Consider the following 19,784-nt stretch of genomic DNA (forward strand, 5'->3'; position numbering starts at 1 on the left):
GGACGGACGGTGCTCAGAGCGAGTCGAGCAGCTCGAGCAGCCTGAAGGCTCGGTGGTCGAGTGTGTGCTCTCTCAGGACCAGGTCGCGACCGGACGCCGCGAGCTCACGACGTCGGGTGGGCTCGGCGACCAGTCGGTGGACCTGGCCACGCAGCTCGTCGGGGTTCTGGTACGTCGGGACCAGATCGTCGAAGAGCAGGGACAACCCGGGGACGTTGTCAGAGAGCACCACGCCCCCGGACGCGAGCACGTCGAAGAGCCGGTTGGCGACGAATCCGTTGGTCCGCATGGAGCCGTGGTGATCGGCGACGACGAGCGCCGCCGAGCGGTACGCGGCCGGGAGGTCGCGATTGGCGATGTACTCGTCGCGGACGAAGCGTGCCTCGGGGAAGTCCTCCCAGTTCTTGCCGTAGAGGTCGAAGTCGCACCCGGTGCGCAGCAGCCAGCGGGGCGCCCGTCGGTGTGGCCATCGGGCGTTGCCAACGTAGAGCACCGCTCCATCGTAGGCAGCGGAGGTGGGACCGATGCGGAACGTGTCGGCATCCGTGGCCTGCGGCAGGTAATAGACCTCGCGGCGGAGCTGCTGGGAGAGCTGCTCGGCATGCTGTGCGCTCGCCGAGGCCACCAGGTCGTACTCGTCGCACTCGCCGGGTTCGATGCGGTCCGGGTGGCTGATCACCCAGAGCACGTTCCACTGTCCGGTGGCAGCCGGACGGCGACGCAGGCCACGCAGATGGACGACGACGTCACACGCGGCGGCGGCTTGACGCTCCCAGTCGTCGACGGTCAGCTCGACTGCCTCGTGGCCACAGCGCCGCAACGCCCGCCCCAGGCCGCGGGCGAGATGAGTGTCCCCCCAGAACCGGGCGGTGGGCCAGTCCGGCGCGCAGGTGCTGACGCCGATCCGGAGGGTGTCGGGCCGCGGTCGCGCGGCATCACGCAGGACGCGCAGCAGCCCCGGGCCGGGCTGCCGCAACCGCGGCTCGACGGTGACGTTCCCGCTGCCCCAGGCGGCCTCGAGGCGGGCCGCCGTGCGGTCGTCGCCGGCGAGTACTACGTGCGCGGCATCGAGAGCGCCGCTACTGGTCCAACCGGCCACGTCGTCGACCACGGCCGCCACCGAGAGTCCCTGCCCCGCCAGCCACTGCACGTCCTTAGGCGGACCCAGCGCGATGGCCAGGTCAGCCGAAGGTGGTCTTCCTGTCGTCGTGCTCCACCCTGCGGCCTGCGCCTGCTCGGTGAGTGCGGCGCTCACGGGTTCCCCCTGAGCCGGCGAGCCGGTGACGAGCTTGAGCATGAGCGAACCGGGCGCGCGGAAGAACGTCTGCGTGTCGTCGCTGACCTCCTCGCGCAGGCGTCGCAGGAGGCTCGGGCCCCAGATCCGGTTGAAGGATCGGAGGTCGGCGTTGCGTTGGGTGCGCCCATCTCGGCGGGAGACCTCACGGAAGCCGTCGCCATGGAGCCGCACCAGCGGTCGGTCGATGACGGCGAGTCGGCCGTACGCTCCCAGGCGCAGGCAGTGATCCCACTCGGTCGCCGCCGGGGCCAGATCGCCGGGAAGCGTGGCGAGGAGGTCGGATCGTCGTATCGCCAGGCACCCCGTGATCACCGGCGCCTCGCCCGATCGCGCAGGGGCGGGGACCGGTCGCGCTCCGCCGTTGCTCGGCTCGAAGTAGGCGGCTCCCGCGGCCGGACCGGTGGCGACCACACCGTCGGTGAATCCCTCCACGAGCTGGTCGAGCCACCGCGGTTCCAGCACCTCGAGGTCGTCGTGCGCGAGCACGATGAACTCACCTGTCGACGCCCGGATGGCCTGGCAGGTGGCCGGGCCGAGGCGAACGCGCTGGTCATTGACGATCAGCTGGAGTGCCCCCGGCCACGAGGTCAGATCGGGCACGACGGCAGGCGCCACCCCGTTCGCGACCACGACGAGCTCGTGCCGCTCGCCGTCGATGGTTCGGTCCAGGGTGTCCACCAAGCGCTCGGAGAATCCACGCTCGAGGACTGCGACGATCGTGACCAACGGAGTCCGCGCGGTCATCGGCGCCATCGCCAGCGTCTGACCGGCCGGTTGACGACCTCTTCCAGCGCCGCGACGCGGTCCCTCAGCGTCTCGACCTCCTCGTCAAGGGCTCCGCGCGAAGCAGCGCTCGACTCCGGGGTCTTGTCCAGCACCAAGCCGATCCAGCCGGGCGAGATCCTCGCGGAGCGTCGGACGCGCCAGCCGGTCCTTTCTGCCGCCTCCTCGACATCGACCCGAGTCGGTCCACCGGTCGGCGCCGGCACCACGTGGCTGAGCGCCTCCGCCGGCTCAGGGAGGTCGAGCACGAGCTCTGCGTACGGTGCCGTGTGGGCGTGCGCGGTCCGGAGCAGGAGCTCGACGTCGGAGGAGGGGAGACCATCGGTCATCGCCGTGACGATCAGCCCGTCGGGGGAGGCGGTAGCTGTGCCCAACGCACGGCCGAGGTGGCTCGGGTCGGTGGCGACGATGCGCTGCACCTCGATGCCGGGCGGTCCCGGGATCGCGGTCTGGTCGACATCGGAGACGTCGACCTCCACGACGTGGGCGTGATCGGTCGGCGAGAACTCCGCCAGTCGCCACAGCTTGCGCCGCCGCCGGACGTGCTGTGGTCCGGCATGCGTCGGTAGGGGCCAGGGGTGTGGTGGGGCAGCAGGGAGCGTGGCGAGGTCGACCTCCGAGAGGCGGCCCGGAGGGCTCGCCGCCTCGACCAGACGCGTGAAGGCGGGCGTGGGATCGCGAAGCGCTGACCGCTGCTTGACCAGGCCGGGGTCGTAGACGCTCTCGCCGGAGGTGTTCCACCGCAGCTCCAGTGCTTCCGCGACGGCTCGCACCTGCCCCAGCACGGTGTCGGCATCCGCTCCGAACTCGACAACGGCCATCGGCGCGTCGATGGCGAGGGCGGCGAGGCGGTTCAGGTGTGCCTCGACGAGGGCCTCCGCCGCCAGCTGGGTGAGGCCGTCGTGCTGGACCAGCGACCTGATGACGTCGGCCGGTTGCCGGACGACGGCCACCAGGCGCACGCGTTCCACCCCGAGTGCTCGCCATGCCGGAAGCAGAAAGGTGAGGTTAGGGTCCTTCACCAACCAGGGCTGGTCGATGTCCTGGTGTAGTCGCAGCTGCTCGGCCAGGGACGAGAGGTCGAGCCGGTCCGGCTCGAACGCGCTCGGTGGGCAGGTCACATCGCGATCCATCTGCGCGAGCAGGTCGCGGTGAGCCTGGCTGATGCCGTAGGTCTCGAAGGCGCCCATCGGTTGCGTCTCCGAGGGCGGCAGCAACTCCGCCGTGCGCGCCCCTCCGGCGCGGACGAGCAGGCCGGCCACCGCAGCGGCTCCCGAGCGGGGAGAGCCCAGGACCAGGATGGGGGGCGTCATGGGCGCGCTCGCTCGGGCTTCCAACGGGGAGTCAGTCTTCGTGCGGTCGGGGGCGTGCCGGGACCGAGGCGCAGCTCGTCGGGCACGGAGTTGCCGCCGGGCACACCGAAACGGGAGGCCAGCACGAGCGGGCGTGACGGCTTGCCGACCCACGCGTCCGTCACAGATCCGATGTCGAGCGCGACGCATCCCCGGTCCTTGAGCCAGTGGCAGTACGCCTTGCCGGGGATGCCGGCTCCGACCAGGGCCAGCGTGCCGGGCTCGAGGTCGAGCTCGCGCTGGATCACCCGGTAGCGATCAGGCACGTGCGCTGCCGACATCGGGACCTCCACGTACTTGTCGGGAACGGGTATCACCGACACCCTCACACCGAAGCGCTCACGGACCACAGCCCCCAACTCGGGTTTGGAGGTCAGCAGGGCGACGGCGGGTGCGGCATCCAGGATCTCGTCGAGTGCGCCGGAGGCCAGCAGCTCCCAATGGATCCACGCGCTGCAGAACTGCTGGTGCGGCGCCCACTCCCGCTCACGCATCCGTGCGTTGACCATCGCGAGCCGCCGGCCCCCGATGTCACTCAGGACCTGACGTTCGTTGCTGCGCAAAGGAAACTCGTTGCGCACGTACGCCGCGGTCTCCGCGCTGGGCCGATCGAGCAATTCGATCGGCATCGTCGCGTTGACGACGTCGTCGCGCAGACCGATCAGGTCGGCGTTTCGCAGGGCCTCACGAAGATCCAGCTGCACTTCTTTCACTGCCGCGAGCGTCACCCGTTCGGCCCCCCAGTGACTACTCAAGTAGTCGAGGTCCTGGAGCCATGCGGAGTCGTCGATCGAGAGTGTGACCGCTTCGCCGTCGCCGACCCGGATCATGCTGAACGGCTCGCGCGCCGCGACAGCTGCCTTGATGCGTTCGATCGCATCCGCGTGATCGAACAGCGGGAACGGCACCTCTCCGCCGTAATGTGGCATCAGCCGGCCTGGTCCGGTGCCGCCGGTAGACCCTCGACTCCTTCGTCGCGCAGCTCGATCCACAGGTCGCGGTACGTAGCATCGATCCGGGCCTGACGCCGGGCCCGGATCGATTCACGCCATCCGCCCGACTTGACCACGTCGGGGCTGAAGGTCGCCATCGCTGCTTCCATCTCCTCGACCGGGACTCCGACATGGTCAGCGAGCGCGGCCGCCCAGTGGGACTGCTCACCTTGGGTGGCGAGGTCCTCCAGTCGAACGGAGAGGAAGGGCGAGGCGCACAGTCGGCGGGCTTTGTCGGCCAGGCGGACGCGATGGGCCCACCAGTGGAGTCCGGCGATCGGGTCGTCGGGCCCCACCCCATTCGGGTCAGCGACATGGCGACGTCACGTCCGTCCCGCACGACGTTGATCATCACGGCGCGGTGGTCGAGCAGGCGGCTGAGATCGTCGGCGCGCGCCATGTTGCCCGGCGTCATCTCGACGAAGCGACCAGGGCCGAACATGGCGCCCACGAGCTCCGTCCACAACACGGCGGCGACCGATCTCGGGCCTTGGTCGTGCGGGAGCGGACCGTCCAGGATCTGGACCAGGCGGTCGCGCTCGATGTAGTTGCTCACGCCACGGATGCCACCCAGACCACTGCGGTGCACGTACCAGCGTCCGAGCATCTTCTCCCGGAAGCGTTGGAGCGTGGTGTCGCCGCTGGCGAGGTCGAGCAGTCCGTCCCGGTCGATGTGGAAACGCAGCTCGGTCGGCGACTGTGTCAGTGCCTGGGTCTTCGCCAACGCGGCGGCCGTGACCGTGGTCCCTGACCTTCCCGTGCCCCCGACGAAGATCCACGGGGCTTCCGGCCGACCCTGCGAGGTCCGAGGCTGCTGGGTCATGGCCGGATCATAGGAGGACGACATTCGCGGCCTCCACCCCGCGCCGTCGGTACACGCCGCGCGTGTCGAACACGACGGGGACCTGGGCGGCCAGGGCCGTGTAGTCGAGCCCGTCATGGTCGGTCAGCACCACGGCCAGGTCCCAGGTCGACGGAGTGACCTCGGTGACCACCTCGTGGCCATGGCGCGCGAGCGTGTCGGGGTCGACCAGAGGGTCGAGGAGCCCGAGGCGCCCGCCCAGTCTCCCCAGGCGGTGCATGACATCGACGCTGGGGGACTCGCGGTCGTCGGAGATGTTGCGTTTGTAGGCCATGCCGACCAGCAGGATGGACGTGCCGTTCACCGCTAGACCGCGTTCGTTCAGGACATCCCGGATCCGTTCGACCACCCAGTCCGGCATGTGCACGTTGATGTCCTCGGCCACGTCGATGAAGCGAGTGGTCACCTGCTTCTCGCGGGCCCGCCAGGCCAGGTACTGAGGGTCGAGGGGAATGCAATGTCCGCCGACGCCCGGGCCTGGATAGAAGGCCTGGAACCCGAACGGCTTGGTCGCGGCCGCGTCGACCACCTCCCAGACGTCGACGTCGAAGGCGTGCGAGATCTGTGCCAGCTCGTTGGCGAGCGCGATGTTGACCGCACGGTAGGTGTTCTCGAGGAGCTTCGTCAGCTCGGCCGCGCGGGCGGTCGAGACCTGGTGGACCGAGACGACGAGCCTGCCGTACGCCGCCGCCGCCACCTCGCCGGACAGGGGCGTGACCCCGCCGACGACCTTCGCGATGTCGGCTGTCCGCAGGGTGTTGCCCGGGTCGACCCGCTCGGGCGAGAAGCAGACGAACACGTCGCGGTCCAGCACCAGACCGGCTGCCTCGAGGGCAGGCACGATGATCTCCTCGGTGGTGCCGGGATAGGTGGTGGACTCCAGCGAGATCAGCTGGCCGGGCCGGGCGACCTCGGCGAGGGTCTTTGCGGCGGACTCGATGAAGGAGGTATCGGGCTGGCGGTTGCGTCCCAGTGGACTCGGCACAGCGATGAAGATCGCGTCGGCCTTGCTCAGCTCGGACGCGTCGGTGGTGAACCTGACCCCGCGGGAGACCGCGGTTGCCAACTCGGCGTCACTGACGTCGCCGACGTGCGAGTGGCCGCCCTCCAGGGCTCGTACGCGCGCGTCAGAGATGTCGAAGCCGATGACGTCGAGCCCGGCGTCCGCCGCGGCGACCGCCAGCGGGAGACCGACGTACCCGAGTCCGATCACCCCCGCGGTCCAGGCCTCGTCGCGGAAACGGGCAACCGGATCCATCAGCGCACCACTCCAGGCATGGCCGCAGTTCTACCACCTACTGCGCCCCCACCCACCGGTCGAGTCACCCGGATGCTGGGGTCAGCGCCGCAGAAGACGCTCGAGCACGGAGCGGGTCTCGCCGGCGGCCGGTGGCGCTGGTCCTTCGCCCTCGCGCGGAGTCGCCTTCATCTCGCGGGCGCGCAGAGGCCGGTTGTAGCGCGCGGCGCCGGTCGCGAAGGCTTCGGCGACGGCCGGCGCGTAGTGGGTGCCGAGCAGGTCGGTGACCCTGTCCACGAGGCGGGCCGGCATTCGGGTCCTCAGCGACCAGGGGAGGAGGAGCGCGTCCGTGGCGGACCTCTCGAACTCCTCGAGGGCGAGGCTGAGATCGAGCCAGAAGAGGTTCTCCTGGTTGCCATCGAACAGGCCTCGATGCGTGTCAGGGAGCTGGTCGAACAGGTACTTCGGTCCGATGCCGAAGGGATCTCCTGGTTCTTGTACAGCTTCAGGTCGTGGTGCAGGACGATGCTCGAGCCCTGGAGGAACGGGCGGATGAGCAGGGTGTCCAGTGTCGGGAAGGGATGTTGGTGGTTGGCGTCGACGAATGCCATGTCGAAGTGCTCGCCGAGCTCGGGTAGATCCAGGGTGGTGGTGAAGGGACGCTGGTCCACCCGTACGGCGCCCACGGGGTAGATCTGCTCGATTAAGAAGCCGTTCGCCTCGGTCGGGTCGCCGAAGAAGGTGTTGTCGTGGTCCAACGTCGTGAAGGACTCGCCACCGTTCTCCTCGAGGAGGCGGCAGGAATCCCGCCGGACAGACCGGAGGCGGTGCCCACTTCGAGGAAACTCGACGGACGGTGACGCCGGATCATCTCCTCGAAGTGGGGCACCTCGTCGGCCGCCACCGAACCCCATCCTGGTCGCCAGTGCGCGGCGAACAGGTCATCGATCTCGTGCTGATCCACAGCGGTTCATCCTTTCGGAGTCAGCGCCACCACGCGAAGCGGTCGGACATGGTCTCGCGATCAGGCTAGCTCCGGGCGGACGCCCGGCGCGCCGGTGACCGGGGCACCGCGCGCGCACGGCGCCGGCTCGGCGAGAATGACGGGCGTGACAAACGAGGTCGAGCCCACGCGCCCCCAGCTGCTGCTCGTCGTCGGGGCGGGCCGGAGCGGCACGAGCACGGTCGCGGGGGCCCTGGCCAGGCTGGGGATGTCCGTCCCGCAACCCGAGGTGCCTGCCGACGACAGCAACCCCCGCGGCTTCTACGAGCCCCAGTGGGTGGTCGACTTCCACGAGGCTCTGCTCACCGGCGCGGGCGTGCGCACCAACGACGTACGGCCGCGGGCACTGGAACTGGCGCAGGAACATGCCGCAGCCGAGACCGCCGTCGTCCGGCTCACCGAGTGGCTCACGTCGTCGACCGCCGCACAGGATCTCGTCGTGAAGGACCCGCGGACCTTCTGGTTCCATCGTCTCTGGCGTGACTCGGCCGCAGCCGCCGGCCTGGACATCGCGTTCCTGACGATGCTGCGTCACCCGGCGGAGGTGGCCCGCTCGCGGGAGACGCACTACCTGGTCGGGCAGAGCGCCGAGCTCCGTCGGGCGCGGGAGACCGCGAACGTCGCCTCCTGGTGCCATGCCTTGCTGGTGACGGAGCGGGCGACCCGTGGGGACCGCCGAGCGTTCGTCAGCTACGTCGACCTCATGTCCGACTGGCGCACCGCCCTGCGCCACGCCGACCGCTCACTGGGACTGGGCGTGACGAGGGACGTCACCGACGCCCCCCATGCGATCGACGACTTCATCGATTCCTCTCTGCACCGCAGCAAGGTGAGCTGGGACGAGATGTCCGTGCACTCCGTGGTGCGCGATCTGGCCGAGGAGCTCTGGTCGGCCGCCGAGGGCCTCGTCGCGGACCCCGAGGACGGGGTGGTCCTGGATCTCCTCGACGACCTCCACCAGCGCTACGACGCTCTCTACGGCCTGGCCAGCGACCTGACCATGGACCAGCGCACCGTGGACGCGGCTGAGCGGCGCCAGCAGGTACGCCGCCTCCGCCAGCAGGTACAGCGTCTGGAGTGCGAGAACGCCCGCCTCGCGGCACGTCCCTCCCAGCGGGCACGCGCCTGGCTGGCGCGGTTCCGGCCCCGGCGCTGAACGAGGCTCAGCTCGTCGGTTCGCGCTCCCACGGCGCTCGCACGGGGAAGTACTGGTCGAAGAACCCGGCCAGCAGTCGGTCCACCTCGTCGTGGGGGAGCGCGTACGCGTGGTGGTCGCCGATGCAGAAGGTGTGGAGCTCGCGATCGAGGAGATCGCTCAGCACGCCGGGCAGGTTGGGCCGGCTCGCGTCCACGAAGCGTGTCGGCAGCAGGGACTCGACGGCGGTGCCGGCCAGCATCCCGAAATGGGGAGCCAACGACGACACGAGCGACACGTCCGTGCTGGAGCGGAACCGGGCGCGGGCGGTCCGCTCGACCTGGGTGGGGAAGGTGTGGACCGCCTCGCCCAACAGGCTGCGCGTCAGCGGGTAGGGGATGTGGAGCAGGTGCTGGGTGATGGTTGCGCCGAACCGCTCGTGCAGGAGGGCCCGGTTGAGGGCTGCGGCGCCCTCGAACGGCGGATCGTCGCTCCCGGGAACGCCGATCGGACCCGGAGCCGTGAACACCTTCGGGAGCCCGCCGGCGGTGAAGAACGCCTCCGGCGTGAGTGGCCGGCCGAGGAAGAAGTCGTCGTTGAAGTAGAGGAAGTGCTCACTCAATCCCTCAATGCGATGCAGCGCCGTCTCGATCGCGTGTGAGTTGAACGTGGGGAGCGCGTCGGCAGGGAGTATCTCGGAATGGTCGACCAGCCGGACCTGCGGATGATCGACCAGCCAGGAGGGACGCTGGCCGGCGGTGACCAGGTGGATCGTCCGGATCCACGGCGCGAAGGTGTGGAGACTGCGCAACGAGTAGCGGAGCTCGTCGCGATTGCGGAAGCGTGCGTCGCCGGAGGAAGCGTCGTTTCCGGCGCCTTGCGGGGCCGCTGACAGCGCGCGCGACTTCGCCGAGTGCCAGTCGGGGTCGCCGTCGTCCACCCAGGTGAACACGGCGTCGATCGGGAACCGGCACTCGTCGTAGTACGGGCCTGCCAGGACTGAGAGGCCCGGAGCCGTTACGCCCTCGACGGAGATCGTGCCGACGTGATCGGGCCGCACCCGACGGACGAACGGGTTGGGTCCCGGGGCATGGAGCACCCCGTCGTGGTCGCGCAGCCAGAACTCGGCGCGGAGACCGGATCCGTCGCACAGGTGCGATCGTGCACCTTCGACGTCGGGCCACGGCTCGAGGCTGAGTCCGCGAACCATCATCCGGGGAAGTGACCGGCACATCGCCGCAACCGCTCCGCGTCCCACCTGCCATCCGTCGCTCTCGGTGATCGCGAGGCTGACCGTGTCGGGCAGTCCCGCCCGGCCGAGCGCCTCGATGGCGCTCGCGCGCTGGTCGTCGGGGACGACGACGGTCGGCGGTTGCCCGTCGCGCCCTGGCAGGACGAACCATCCGTCGATGACGGCGAACTCGCGGACCACAACGCTCAGCAGGTCCGCACGGAACTGCTGCGGTGTGACCGTCGGTGGCCTGATGTCGAGCATCGGGCCCGGCTCCTTCGTGGCAACCGCGGGCGACAAGCGGCGCGACGCCCTCGCTTCGCTCACGATCTCCCGCCATCCCGCTTCGAAGGACGCCGGCGCGAAACGTCGGGTTGTGGCGAGCGCCGCCTCGCCGACCCTGGCACGAAGGTCTGCGTCGCGCGCGAGGAGGAGTAGGCGCTCGGCCACCGCCGCCTCATCGCCCTGAGGGGTCAGATAGCCATCGACCCCGTGGGTGAGGACCTCGGAGGGCACCGTCGGGCAGTCGTAGGCGATGACTGGCAGTCCGGCCGACATCGCGTGCAGCAGGGCCAGTTGGTCGCCCTCGCTGCGGGAGGTGAGCAGACCGATCGATGCCGCGCTCAGCTCCGCGTCCATGCGGACGGTATCGGCCAGTTCGATCCGGTCGCCGAACCGTTCGCGATCGGCGATCGCCTGGAGACGGCCCCGCCCCGGGCCGGAGCCGATGAGGCGGAGCCGCCACCCCGGCAACTGGTCGGCCACGCGACCGAATGCGCGGACCGCGTGGTCGTGCTGGCGAGTGCCGTCCGCTCGCCCCACCGCGAGGACCACCGGCCGCTCGAGCGCTGAGCGCGGCGCCGAAGGCGCGGGGGAGGGCAGGAGCCGGACTCGGCTCGCGACCGGCCCGAGCAGGTCGCGCAGTCGGTCCTGCCCCGATGCGGTCGGCGTCACGATGGCGTCCGCCCGGGAGGCGAAGGCCGCGAGGGTCTCCGCCTCGGTCTCGCCGAGAACGGTCGTCTCCAGGTGGATCAGCGCAGCGTCGCGTCGGCAGAGCAGCGAGGCCTTCGCGAGCAGCCCGGCGGTCGAGGTGACCAGGATGTCCGCGGAGAGGGCAGCGAGCCCGGCGTCGGTCGCAGCGCCCTCCAGCGTGCGGAAATCGATGTCGGGCTCGAGGTCCGCCGGCCGTGGCACGGCTCGGCCGACGCCGACGACTTCGACCTCGTGGTCCTGGATCAGGGCGTTGGCGCGCAGCACGGTGGTGCGCATCAGGTCGCTGGCGGGCCCGACGGGCGGCACCAGAAGAGCGACCGTGACGCGGTTGCGGCGCGTCCGGGAACGCCCCCAGTCGATCCCCCGCACGGACCACTCCCTCCCGCCGTCGACCGAGATCCGACGATCCGGCGCCAGCCTAGCCCGCGCCCGCCCCGGAGGCCGGGATCGGTCACCTGTCCCACGCCCGGCGCCCAGCGACAGGCCGTTCGAGGTGTGCGCGGTACCAGCACGGTGCTCGGGTAGTCTCCGGCGAAGCGCCGGAGGAGCCGGACACATCGGACGGAGAGGACAGATGCAGCTGATCGTGGCTGGGTTCCACCGCAGTGGAACGTCGTTGGTGACGCAGTTGCTGGTTGAGGCCGGGCTCTTCGTCGGCGACGAGCTTCTCGGCAGCCGTCCCTCGAATCCCTACGGCCACTTCGAGGACACCGAGTTCCTTCGACTGCATCGGGCGATCCTGGAGCGTCACGGCTCGGACTGGCAGTGGGACGCGGCGTTCCCACATTTCATCGGTCCTGATCACTGGCGGGCGATGGTCGCCCTGATCCGTAAGCGCGAGCTGGCCTATTCGACGTGGGGGTTCAAGGACCCGCGGGTGTGCCTGTTCCTCGGCGCCTGGAACTATCTGCTGCCCGACGCGAAGTTCCTCGTCGTCTACCGCGATCCGGCCGAGTGCGTGCGGTCCCTGGAGACCCGCCAGGCCGACGACCTGCTGCACGGTCGGGGAAATGAGGCCGATCACCGACGGTTCTTCAGCGAGCCCGACCACGGGCTGCGTCTGTGGGACACCTACAACCGTGGACTGGTGAACTTCGTGCGGACCCACCGCGATGACTGCCTCGTCATCAACCACCAGCAGGTCGTCGACGGATACCCCGTGGTGCGGCGGGTGAACGAGCGGCTGGGGCTCAGCCTGGCCGACGTATCCGCTGCCGAGGTCTTCGACCCTGCCGTGACCGGGCGCCGCTCGGCGCCGCTGCGCACCATCTCCGATGATGTCGCCGACCGCGTCCGGGAGACGTGGGAGACATTGGAATCGTTGACCGACACCGAGGAGGCCGTGTGATGGAGCCACTTATTCGCGCCGAGGCGACCGCGGTGGGCGACCTGCAGATGGAGAACGAGCTCCTGCGGTACGAGGTCGCGCACCTGCGTGCGCGACTCGCCGCGGCAGACGAGGCGCGGACCGCCGCGCAGCGCACGCTCGAGCGGCTCCGAGAGAAGCAGGCTCCGTCGGCCGCACTCGACGAGGCGCGCACGGACCTGATGTGGCTGCTGGGCCGGCTGGACCGCTCCCCGGCTGGTCCGCTGCTGCGGAGGTACGGCGGCTTCCGCACCCTCCGCGACAAGTACCTGGGCGAGCCTGATGGCTGATGGTGGGCCAGACCGGATCCTGTTGTGGACCGGCCGCAAAGGGCCGGACGGAGGTCGCGGTCGCGACGGCTGGAACACGTCGTTGAGCGAGCTCGGTCGTGCGCTCGCAGATGCGCGCGAGGTCGTCGTGGAGGACGCTCTCAGCTTCCCGTGGGGTGAGCTCAACCGGGAGCGATTCAGAGCCCTTCCGCTGACCGTCACGCTGCCGCACGACTTGGTGGCGACCGAGGTCATCGGGGCCCTTCACCATCCGCTCCTGATCCACCTGACGCCGTTCGATCGTCTGATCGATGAGCGTCTCGAGGTTCGTGCCGAGCTCACGCAGGGCTACGACCTGGCCGAGGCTGTGTGGGCCAGCGGGTCGGGCTCAGGATCGGATCAGCGCCATCGTGGGAAGGCGCGGCTCTACGACGTGGCGGAGGTCGTGCAGCAGGAGGTCGGTGATGCCATCGCGACGATGGAATCCCGGCCGCTGGTCGGGTTCCTCGGCGGCGCGGCTGACCTGGCGGGTCCGGTCACGACGGCCCTGCGCTGCGCACGGGCCACCTTCGCCGTCGGTGACCCGCCGACCGATGGCCCCAGCCCACACGTGGTGGTCGCACGGCTGCCTGACGGCGGTCAGGACCGGGCGGGCCGGATGGCCGAGTTCGCCCGCGCGCGGGATCTGCTGCACCCCGGTGGCACGTTCATCGTGGTCGCCCACGTGGTCGACGCTCCGGACGGCGGGGCGAACCCTCGGATCTCGACGCTGGTCGACGAGCTCAACGCCGCGTTCGGTGGCATGCTGCACGTCGATGAGCTGCGCTCTGTCCGTTGGCCGGGTGACCTCCTCTCACGGGCCGTCGTGCTGAGCGCCACCTCCTTGCAGGGAGGTCGGCTGTGATGCGGGTCGCGATCCTCGCCAACGACGTCGTTCCCGGCATGGGCATGCCGGTCGCCGCACCTGGCCTGCGTGCGTGGGGAATGGCGGAGGGACTGCGTGAGCTCGGCTGCGAGGTCGTGGTGATCATCGAGCCCGGCCTGGCCGGATCGGTCTGGGGTCGCGCCCTGCCGCCGCCGACCCCCTCAGGTGCCATCGCGCTACGCCCGACGCGGATCGCGGAGTACGTGCGCGCGCAGTCCATCGACGCACTGGTGATCTGCAACTCCAACCATGCGCCGGCGCTCGGTGACCTCGGACGGTGCCGGCTCATCTACGACTTCTTCGCTCCCAAGGTGCTGGAGATGTCGGAGAACGTCGCACGCGACGATCTCGAGGAAGCTCTGTGGCAGCTGCGAGTGCGCAAGTCGGCGGCGCTGGCGCGCAGCGACGCGGTCGTATCCAACGGCGCGAAGAAGCTGCCGTACGTCCGTGAGTGGATGGAACGCAGCGGGGTCCCCGACCTCCCGCTCGCCGTCGTCAACCCCGGCGTTCCACCGATGCCACCCGCTCCGCGGCGTGATGGTCCGCTCCGCGCCATCGCCACCGGATACCTCCAGCCGTGGTCGCGGCCCGGAGCGTGGACCTCCGCAGTGCTGCCGCTGCTGGACGAGGGCATCTTGACGCTGGACCTGCTGGTCGCGCGGCACTGGGGCCAGCGCGTCACTCGCGAGGAGACGCCTCAGGAACTGAGTCGGCTCTTCGAGCATCCTGCCGTGACCAGCCACCAGAGCCTGCGCTTCGGCGACTTCCGTGCGCTGATGTCCGGATTCGATCTCAGCCTCGACATCTTCGCGCGCAATCCGGAACGGGAGCTGGCGATGGTGACGAGGTCGGTCGTCGCTCTCGCCGGCGGGCTTCCCGTCCTGCATCCGCCGTTCACCGAGGTGAGTCCGATCATCCGGCAGTACGGCGCCGGCTGGCTGGTTCAGGGCGACGACGCCGCGGAGATGACCGACGTGCTCCGCGGGATCGGGGAGGACGAGGCGGCACTGAAGTCGGCGCGGGACGGGGCGGTGCGGGTCTCGCACGAGGTGTTCGCGCCCGCGGTCGCCGCTGCGCCGCTCCAGCAGCTGCTCGAGGAGCTCCTGTGACCATCGCACCCACCGGTGAGCGGAAGCTGTACATCTGGACGCACACCTACCACCCGTATGGCGGCGTGGTGAAGACCCTGGACTACGGGCTCCACGCCCGTGCGCTCGGCTACGCGGTGGAGATCATCTCGCCGCTTGCCCATCGTCCCGGCGAGGGAGTGCTCGCGATCGAACGGATCGGAGCTCTGTGCCGCGACGACGGGGTCACCTTCTCCCGGGGGCGTCGACCGGAGATGGGACCCGACTCCCTGGTCCTGTTCGCGCACCCGCGTGACTACGACATGGTGCGGCCGGCGCTGCCGGAGGGCGCATCGCCCGAGCGGATGATCCACCTCGTCCAGAACGTGCGCCACACGAACCCGTTCTGGCTCTCCGGCTATGCGTTGCGGTTGCTGACCCGACCGGCGTCGCGCATCGTGACCAGTCCGGTGATCGGAGAGCGGATCCGTCCCTGGGTGGACCCGCGTGCGCTGCTGTGGGAGAACACCCTCGGTCACGACCTGGCGCCGTTCGGCCGACACCGCGTGGGGGGCGTGCGCGGGCGTCCGCTGCGCGTCCTCTACACGACGTGGAAGAACGAGGTGGGCGACGCGGTCGCCCGCGTCCTCGAGGGTGATGAGCGGTTCGAGTTCCGGGCGATCCGGCACACCGTCGACTGGACCGAGCTGAGCCAGCACTACGGGTGGTCCGACGTCTTCTTGTCGACGCCGAACCGCGAGGAGGGGACCTACCTCCCCGGTCTGGAGGCGATGGCCGCCGGAAGCCTGGTCGTCACGCCGGACGCCGGCGGGAACATGGACTACTGCCGGCCGGATGAGAACTGCCTGATGGTCGGCTTCGGCGCGGTCGACGACTATCGAGGCGCCCTGGCCGCACTGGCCGAGGCCTCCGAGGAGAGGATCGACAGTCTGCGTTCAGCGGGCTACGCGGTCACGGGGAACTTCGGTCTCGAGCGTGAGCAGGCCGGGTTCGGGGCGTTCCTCGACTCGCTGTGGAGCCGGATCGCCGCGTTCGAAGGCACGGGGGAGCGCTGAGGCGTCGAGGCGGTTCGTCAGCGCGGCGCGTTCACTTGATCTTCTGGTAGGTACCGGGACGGACGAACTCCCGGACCCGCACCTTGTCGGGTGCGGGCGTGCCGAGGAAGCGGGCGATCTGCCGGGTCAGCCGAACCGGTTGGTCCACGCCGCGTTCGTAGCTGATCGCCAGGGTGGGAACCTGCCAGCGTTCCATCAGTTCGACGTTGACGACCTGCCGCTCGTGCTGCAGGTGGATCGCACTGCGACGCCCACCGTCGGCCCCTCGGTGGCGTCCGGCTGCAGCGACCGGGTCGCGCAGCACGACCAGGAGGTGCGGGTTGCGAAGGTCGGAACGGATCGCATCCAGGTAGCGGCTGGCCCGTGGATACTTCCATCCCCACACCGGGTGGGCGGCGTTGCGTTGGCGAACCGTCTGGCGCAGCGTGGTGGCCGGGTCCTGCCCGCTGCGTTGAATGGCCTCGAAGTTGAACGCCGGGTCCTCGTGGTTGTCGAGCAGGCCCTCGCCGAACGGCAGCCCGCACAGTCGGACCAGTCCACCGATCAGGGACGTACCGCCGCGTGGTGTGCCTATCACGACGTAGGTGCGCGGCTCCTCGAGGAGCGGTTCGTCGTAGAGCCGGATCGCCGGTGGGCTCGCGGTTCTCGGCTGACCTGCCATGGTCCGACGGTCTCCTCTGCAGATGACGGGGATGCGAAACTACCGCAGCAGGTGGGCGCCGACGTGGTTCGGCGTGCCAGGGACGCGCCGAACGAGCGCGGGGTGTCGGCTGATTGGATGACCCCATGGAGTGGCTCTACCTCGTCATCGGGATCGCCGTGCTGGGCGTCCTGGTCCTCATCGGCTTCCTCGCCGGAGGGCGTCGTCGCTCGACGCCTCCCGCGGGCGACACAGGAGTGCTGGCACCCGAGGAGGCCACGACCGCCGCACCACCCGAGACGGAGGTCGCGCCCGAGGAACTCGTCGAGGAGCCCGTGGCGCCGGCCGAGCCCGCCACGCCCACGCTCGAGAAGCCCGAGAAGCCGGCCTCGCGTCTGGTCCGGCTCCGCCAGCGCCTCGCCGGGTCGGGCGCCCTGGGGCGTGGTCTGCTCGGTCTGCTGAGCCGCGACAACCTCGACGAGGACACTTGGGAGGCGATCGAGGATCTGTTGATCGGTGCCGACATCGGTGTCGGACCGACCCAGGAGCTGGTGGACCGGTTGCGCACCCGGATGCGGGTGGAGGGCGGCGCCGACGGGGCGTCGGCCCGGGAGATCCTCCGTGAGGAGCTGATCACGCTGGTCGATCCGACGCTGGACCGTTCGCTCGACGTGAGCGGCGCGGACGGCAAGCCGGGCGTGGTGCTGGTGGTCGGCGTGAACGGCACCGGTAAGACCACCACGGTCGGCAAGCTCTCGCGGATCCTGGTCGCCGAGGAGCGCACCACCCTGCTGGCGGCCGCAGACACCTTCCGCGCCGCCGCCACCGAGCAGTTGGCGACCTGGGGGGAGCGGGTCGGCGTCGAGGTGGTCCGTGGGCCGGAGGGCGGTGATCCCGCCAGCGTCGCGTTCGAGGCGGTGAAGCGCGGCGTCGACGAAGGCGTCGACACGGTCGTGGTCGACACGGCGGGACGGCTGCAGAACAAGCAGGGCCTGATGGACGAGCTGGGCAAGGTCAAGCGCGTCATCGAGAAGCAGGCCCCGGTGACCGAGGTGCTCTTGGTCCTCGACGCGACCACTGGTCAGAACGGCCTCGTCCAGGCCAAGGTGTTCTCCGAGGTCGTCGACGTCACCGGCATCGCACTCACCAAGCTCGACGGCTCCGCGAAGGGCGGCATCGTGGTGGCGGTCCAGCGCCAGCTCGGCGTACCGGTCAAGCTGGTCGGGCTGGGCGAGGGAGCGGACGACCTGGCGCCGTTCGACGCGGGCGCCTTCGTCGACGCCCTGCTCGGGTAGGGCCCGCCGGGACGTCGCCGGTGACCTATGCGCCGGTGACTTGTCCGCCGGCGTCGCCGTCGATCATCTGGTAGCGGCCGGGGGTGACGAAGTCGAGCACCCGGGACCGCTCCGGGACGGGGAAGCCGAGGAACCGTGCGATCTGTCGCGCGAGCCGCACCGGCTGGCTGATCCCGCGCTCGTAACTGACCGCCAGGGTCGGGACCTGCCATCGCTCGATCAGGTCGAGGTTCCTCATCTGGAGATCGTGCTGGCGGAGCACGGCCGCGCGCCGGCCGCCCTCGCCGCCACGGTGCCGCCCGGCGGCGGCGACCGGATCGCGGAGGACCACGATCAGGTGTGGACTGCGGAGCTCGTTGCGGATGTCGTCGAGATAGCGGGTGGCACGCGGATACTTCCACCCCCAAGCGTCGTACGCCGCGTTGCGCTCGGGGATCGCCCTGCGGATCTCGGTGAGCGGATCGCCTCCGGCACGACGGATGTAGTCGAAGTTGAAGGCCGGGTCCTCGTGGTTGCCGATCATTCCCTCCCCGAACGGGAGGCCGCACAGCCGGACCAGTCCTCCCACCAGTGACGTACCGCCGCGCGGCATGCCCATCACCACGTACGTGCGCTGGCCATCGACGAGCGGGCGACCGTGGAGCCGGATCGCCGGTGGGCTTGTCGGAGGCGATGAAACCGACGTCGATTGGCCTGACATGGACGGAAGATCTCCTCTGCTGCGGACGGAGGCCGAAGTATCGCACCCAGCCCCGGAAGTGGCGTCAGTGCCGCCAGGTCGCGGGCACCCGGTCGCCGAACCGCTCCCGGACGAACTTGTAGACCGGCTCCAGCTGTGTGAGCAGTTCGGCTGATGGCTCGGGCAGCGGTGCCGGCCGTCCCTCGCGGACGCGCTCCTCCAAGCTCCAAGGCCAGGTCTCCGCGACGCCGAGGAACTGTGCGATCCCACCGAGGGCCTCGGGGGTAAAAAGATGCTCGTAGAAGACGTAGTGCACCCGCTCGGGAGGGAAGACGGTATCCAAGCGCTGGATGGTTCCGGCGTAGTCACAGCGGCGCCAGTGCGCGGCCGAGTGGATCGGGGCGGAGAACACCTCCTGAGGATTCTTCTCCTCCCGCATACGGACGCTGGACCACCAGCGCGTCAGCGGGTCACGCATCACGAACACGATCCGTGGACCGTCCAGTACGTGCTCAACCATCCGGAAACCGTCCTCGTCGAGCGCGGCGTAGGCGGGCGTCATCTCACCGACAACACACACTCCCTCGGCGGCCCCGCGCTCCAAGAACGAGCGGTAGGCGGAGCCGTCCTCATCTGCGAAGGGCAGTTGGAGGATCTCTAGCATGCGATCGGCCGCCCGCCATCGCCGCGACGCCACCGCCTCCCGCGTCCTGTTGATGTACCACTGCGCGAAGTTGCCGGCGGCGGGCGGGGGCAGGCGATGTCGAAGTAGTGGACCTCCTTCCATCCCGGGAGGTGGACCTCGGGGTGGCGGCGGAGTTGTTGGTGAAGCCACGAAGTGCCGGCCTTCTGAGCGCCGATCACGATGAAGTAATCCACGGCGAGAGCGTAGCCGGGCCCGCATGCCACACCGCAGTGCGCGTCAACGTGTGGAGACCCGGTGACGCGTCGCGTGGCGAGCGCCACTGGCCGTGGGTAACTCGTTACCTCCGCGAAACACGGCATCACGGGTCGCGAAACGTCGCCGCAGCAAGGTGTCGGTCAACCGGGTGCCCGGAACTACCTGCCGCATCCGGTGCCGAGGAAGGCCTACGATCTCAGGACCGGCGGGGATGCTCGGTTCGCCGAGCACGCAGCCCGGGATCCACTGCAACGGAGGTAAGCGCATGAAGCTGGTCACCGCAGTCATCAAGCCGCACAAGTGGGAGGACGTCCGGGAAGCCCTGGAGACCTTCGGTGTCACCGGCATGACGGTCAGCGAGGTCAGCGGCTACGGGCGGCAGAAGGGCCACACCGAGGTCTATCGCGGCGCCGAGTACGACATCGCGCTGGTCCCGAAGATCCGGATCGAGATCGTGGTCGACGACGGCGACGCCGAGGACATCGTCGGCATCATCACCAAGACGGCACAGACCGGCCGCATCGGCGACGGCAAGGTGTGGGTCAGCCCGATCGAGACCGTGATCCGGGTCCGCACCGGCGACAAGGACGCCGAGGCGCTCTGAGCATCCGGCACGCTGAGCACCCGAAACGCTGAGCCAAACCACCACCCACAGCTGCGCCGAGACGGCCCGATCGCCCC

Annotated in this window: 19 protein-coding genes and 1 pseudogene; 8 read left to right on the forward strand and 12 right to left on the reverse strand. The window is 69.8% G+C overall.

The window, feature by feature from the left end; translation table 11 throughout:
* Window positions 1–13: 13 nt before the first annotated feature.
* From FIV43_RS02655 to FIV43_RS02680, 8 genes and pseudogenes are all read right to left on the reverse strand, one after another.
* A complete protein-coding gene (locus FIV43_RS02655; protein ID WP_181407655.1) occupies window positions 14–2,041 on the reverse strand; it encodes a glycosyltransferase family protein in 2,028 nt (675 codons plus the stop codon).
* A complete protein-coding gene (locus tag FIV43_RS02660; protein WP_141012876.1) occupies window positions 2,038–3,393 on the reverse strand; it encodes a hypothetical protein in 1,356 nt (451 codons plus the stop codon). Before FIV43_RS02660 ends, FIV43_RS02655 begins: the two co-directional genes overlap by 4 nt.
* Window positions 3,390–4,340 (reverse strand): GT-D fold domain-containing protein, encoded by a 951-nt coding sequence (locus FIV43_RS20770; protein ID WP_231123644.1) that lies wholly within the window; start codon window positions 4,338–4,340, stop codon window positions 3,390–3,392. The genes FIV43_RS02660 and FIV43_RS20770 overlap by 4 nt, the downstream gene beginning before the upstream one ends.
* Window positions 4,341–4,360: 20 nt before the next feature.
* Complete coding sequence (locus FIV43_RS21865; RefSeq protein ID WP_231123645.1) at window positions 4,361–4,720, reverse strand: hypothetical protein; 360 nt, start codon at window positions 4,718–4,720, stop codon at window positions 4,361–4,363.
* A 41-nt stretch (window positions 4,721–4,761) separates the two neighbouring features.
* Window positions 4,762–5,364, reverse strand: a pseudogene (locus FIV43_RS23660) (hypothetical protein); the annotation flags it as partial.
* Window positions 5,255–6,544 carry a nucleotide sugar dehydrogenase gene (locus tag FIV43_RS02670; protein WP_141012878.1) on the reverse strand — a complete coding sequence of 430 codons (1,290 nt, stop codon included), beginning with the start codon at window positions 6,542–6,544 and terminating at the stop codon, window positions 5,255–5,257. The pseudogene FIV43_RS23660 and the gene FIV43_RS02670, both read right to left, overlap by 110 nt.
* An 81-nt stretch (window positions 6,545–6,625) precedes the next feature.
* The gene (locus FIV43_RS02675; RefSeq protein ID WP_141012879.1) at window positions 6,626–6,835 is read right to left on the reverse strand and encodes a hypothetical protein; all 210 of its coding nucleotides are present in this window, start codon (window positions 6,833–6,835) and stop codon (window positions 6,626–6,628) included.
* Window positions 6,836–6,843: 8 nt separating this feature from the next.
* Entirely contained in the window at window positions 6,844–7,281 is a 438-nt protein-coding gene (locus FIV43_RS02680) for a class I SAM-dependent methyltransferase (RefSeq protein ID WP_231123647.1), read from the reverse strand.
* A gap of 351 nt (window positions 7,282–7,632) precedes the next feature.
* On the opposite strand from FIV43_RS02680, the gene FIV43_RS02685 reads away from it, so the two are divergent.
* On the forward strand, window positions 7,633–8,682 hold the full coding sequence (locus tag FIV43_RS02685; protein WP_141012881.1) for a sulfotransferase family protein: 1,050 nt from the start codon (window positions 7,633–7,635) through the stop codon (window positions 8,680–8,682).
* 7 nt (window positions 8,683–8,689) lie between these two features.
* On the opposite strand, the gene FIV43_RS02690 is transcribed toward FIV43_RS02685, so the two are convergent.
* Window positions 8,690–11,443 carry a stealth conserved region 3 domain-containing protein gene (locus tag FIV43_RS02690; protein ID WP_141012882.1) on the reverse strand — a complete coding sequence of 918 codons (2,754 nt, stop codon included), beginning with the start codon at window positions 11,441–11,443 and terminating at the stop codon, window positions 8,690–8,692.
* A gap of 16 nt (window positions 11,444–11,459) precedes the next feature.
* Here FIV43_RS02690 and FIV43_RS20775 point away from each other — a divergent pair, with 16 nt between their 5' ends.
* From FIV43_RS20775 to FIV43_RS02715, 5 genes are all read left to right on the forward strand, one after another.
* Complete coding sequence (locus FIV43_RS20775; protein WP_181407658.1) at window positions 11,460–12,233, forward strand: sulfotransferase; 774 nt, start codon at window positions 11,460–11,462, stop codon at window positions 12,231–12,233.
* The gene (locus tag FIV43_RS02700; RefSeq protein WP_141012883.1) at window positions 12,233–12,541 is read left to right on the forward strand and encodes a hypothetical protein; all 309 of its coding nucleotides are present in this window, start codon (window positions 12,233–12,235) and stop codon (window positions 12,539–12,541) included. Before FIV43_RS20775 ends, FIV43_RS02700 begins: the two co-directional genes overlap by 1 nt.
* A gap of 82 nt (window positions 12,542–12,623) precedes the next feature.
* Window positions 12,624–13,424, forward strand: coding sequence for a hypothetical protein (locus FIV43_RS02705; protein WP_141012884.1), 801 nt, complete (start codon window positions 12,624–12,626; stop codon window positions 13,422–13,424).
* Window positions 13,424–14,554 (forward strand): glycosyltransferase family protein, encoded by a 1,131-nt coding sequence (locus FIV43_RS20780; RefSeq protein ID WP_181407659.1) that lies wholly within the window; start codon window positions 13,424–13,426, stop codon window positions 14,552–14,554. Before FIV43_RS02705 ends, FIV43_RS20780 begins: the two co-directional genes overlap by 1 nt.
* A complete protein-coding gene (locus tag FIV43_RS02715) occupies window positions 14,551–15,588 on the forward strand; it encodes a glycosyltransferase (RefSeq protein WP_141012885.1) in 1,038 nt (345 codons plus the stop codon). Before FIV43_RS20780 ends, FIV43_RS02715 begins: the two co-directional genes overlap by 4 nt.
* Window positions 15,589–15,619: 31 nt before the next feature.
* Here FIV43_RS02715 and FIV43_RS02720 read toward each other — a convergent pair whose 3' ends face one another.
* Window positions 15,620–16,249 carry a sulfotransferase family protein gene (locus tag FIV43_RS02720; RefSeq protein WP_141012886.1) on the reverse strand — a complete coding sequence of 210 codons (630 nt, stop codon included), beginning with the start codon at window positions 16,247–16,249 and terminating at the stop codon, window positions 15,620–15,622.
* A 125-nt stretch (window positions 16,250–16,374) separates the two neighbouring features.
* Between FIV43_RS02720 and ftsY the strand changes: the two genes are divergently transcribed.
* Window positions 16,375–17,523 carry a signal recognition particle-docking protein FtsY gene (ftsY, locus tag FIV43_RS02725; protein WP_141012887.1) on the forward strand — a complete coding sequence of 383 codons (1,149 nt, stop codon included), beginning with the start codon at window positions 16,375–16,377 and terminating at the stop codon, window positions 17,521–17,523.
* 25 nt (window positions 17,524–17,548) lie between these two features.
* On the opposite strand, the gene FIV43_RS02730 is transcribed toward ftsY, so the two are convergent.
* Window positions 17,549–18,121 (reverse strand): sulfotransferase family protein, encoded by a 573-nt coding sequence (locus FIV43_RS02730; protein WP_141012888.1) that lies wholly within the window; start codon window positions 18,119–18,121, stop codon window positions 17,549–17,551.
* A 166-nt stretch (window positions 18,122–18,287) separates the two neighbouring features.
* Window positions 18,288–18,866 (reverse strand): sulfotransferase, encoded by a 579-nt coding sequence (locus FIV43_RS02735; protein ID WP_141012889.1) that lies wholly within the window; start codon window positions 18,864–18,866, stop codon window positions 18,288–18,290.
* Window positions 18,867–19,368: 502 nt separating this feature from the next.
* Here FIV43_RS02735 and FIV43_RS02740 point away from each other — a divergent pair.
* Window positions 19,369–19,707, forward strand: coding sequence for a P-II family nitrogen regulator (locus tag FIV43_RS02740; RefSeq protein WP_141012890.1), 339 nt, complete (start codon window positions 19,369–19,371; stop codon window positions 19,705–19,707).
* Window positions 19,708–19,784 lie beyond the last annotated feature (77 nt).

Source organism: Nocardioides sambongensis, assembly GCF_006494815.1.
Taxonomy (GTDB): domain Bacteria; phylum Actinomycetota; class Actinomycetes; order Propionibacteriales; family Nocardioidaceae; genus Nocardioides; species Nocardioides sambongensis.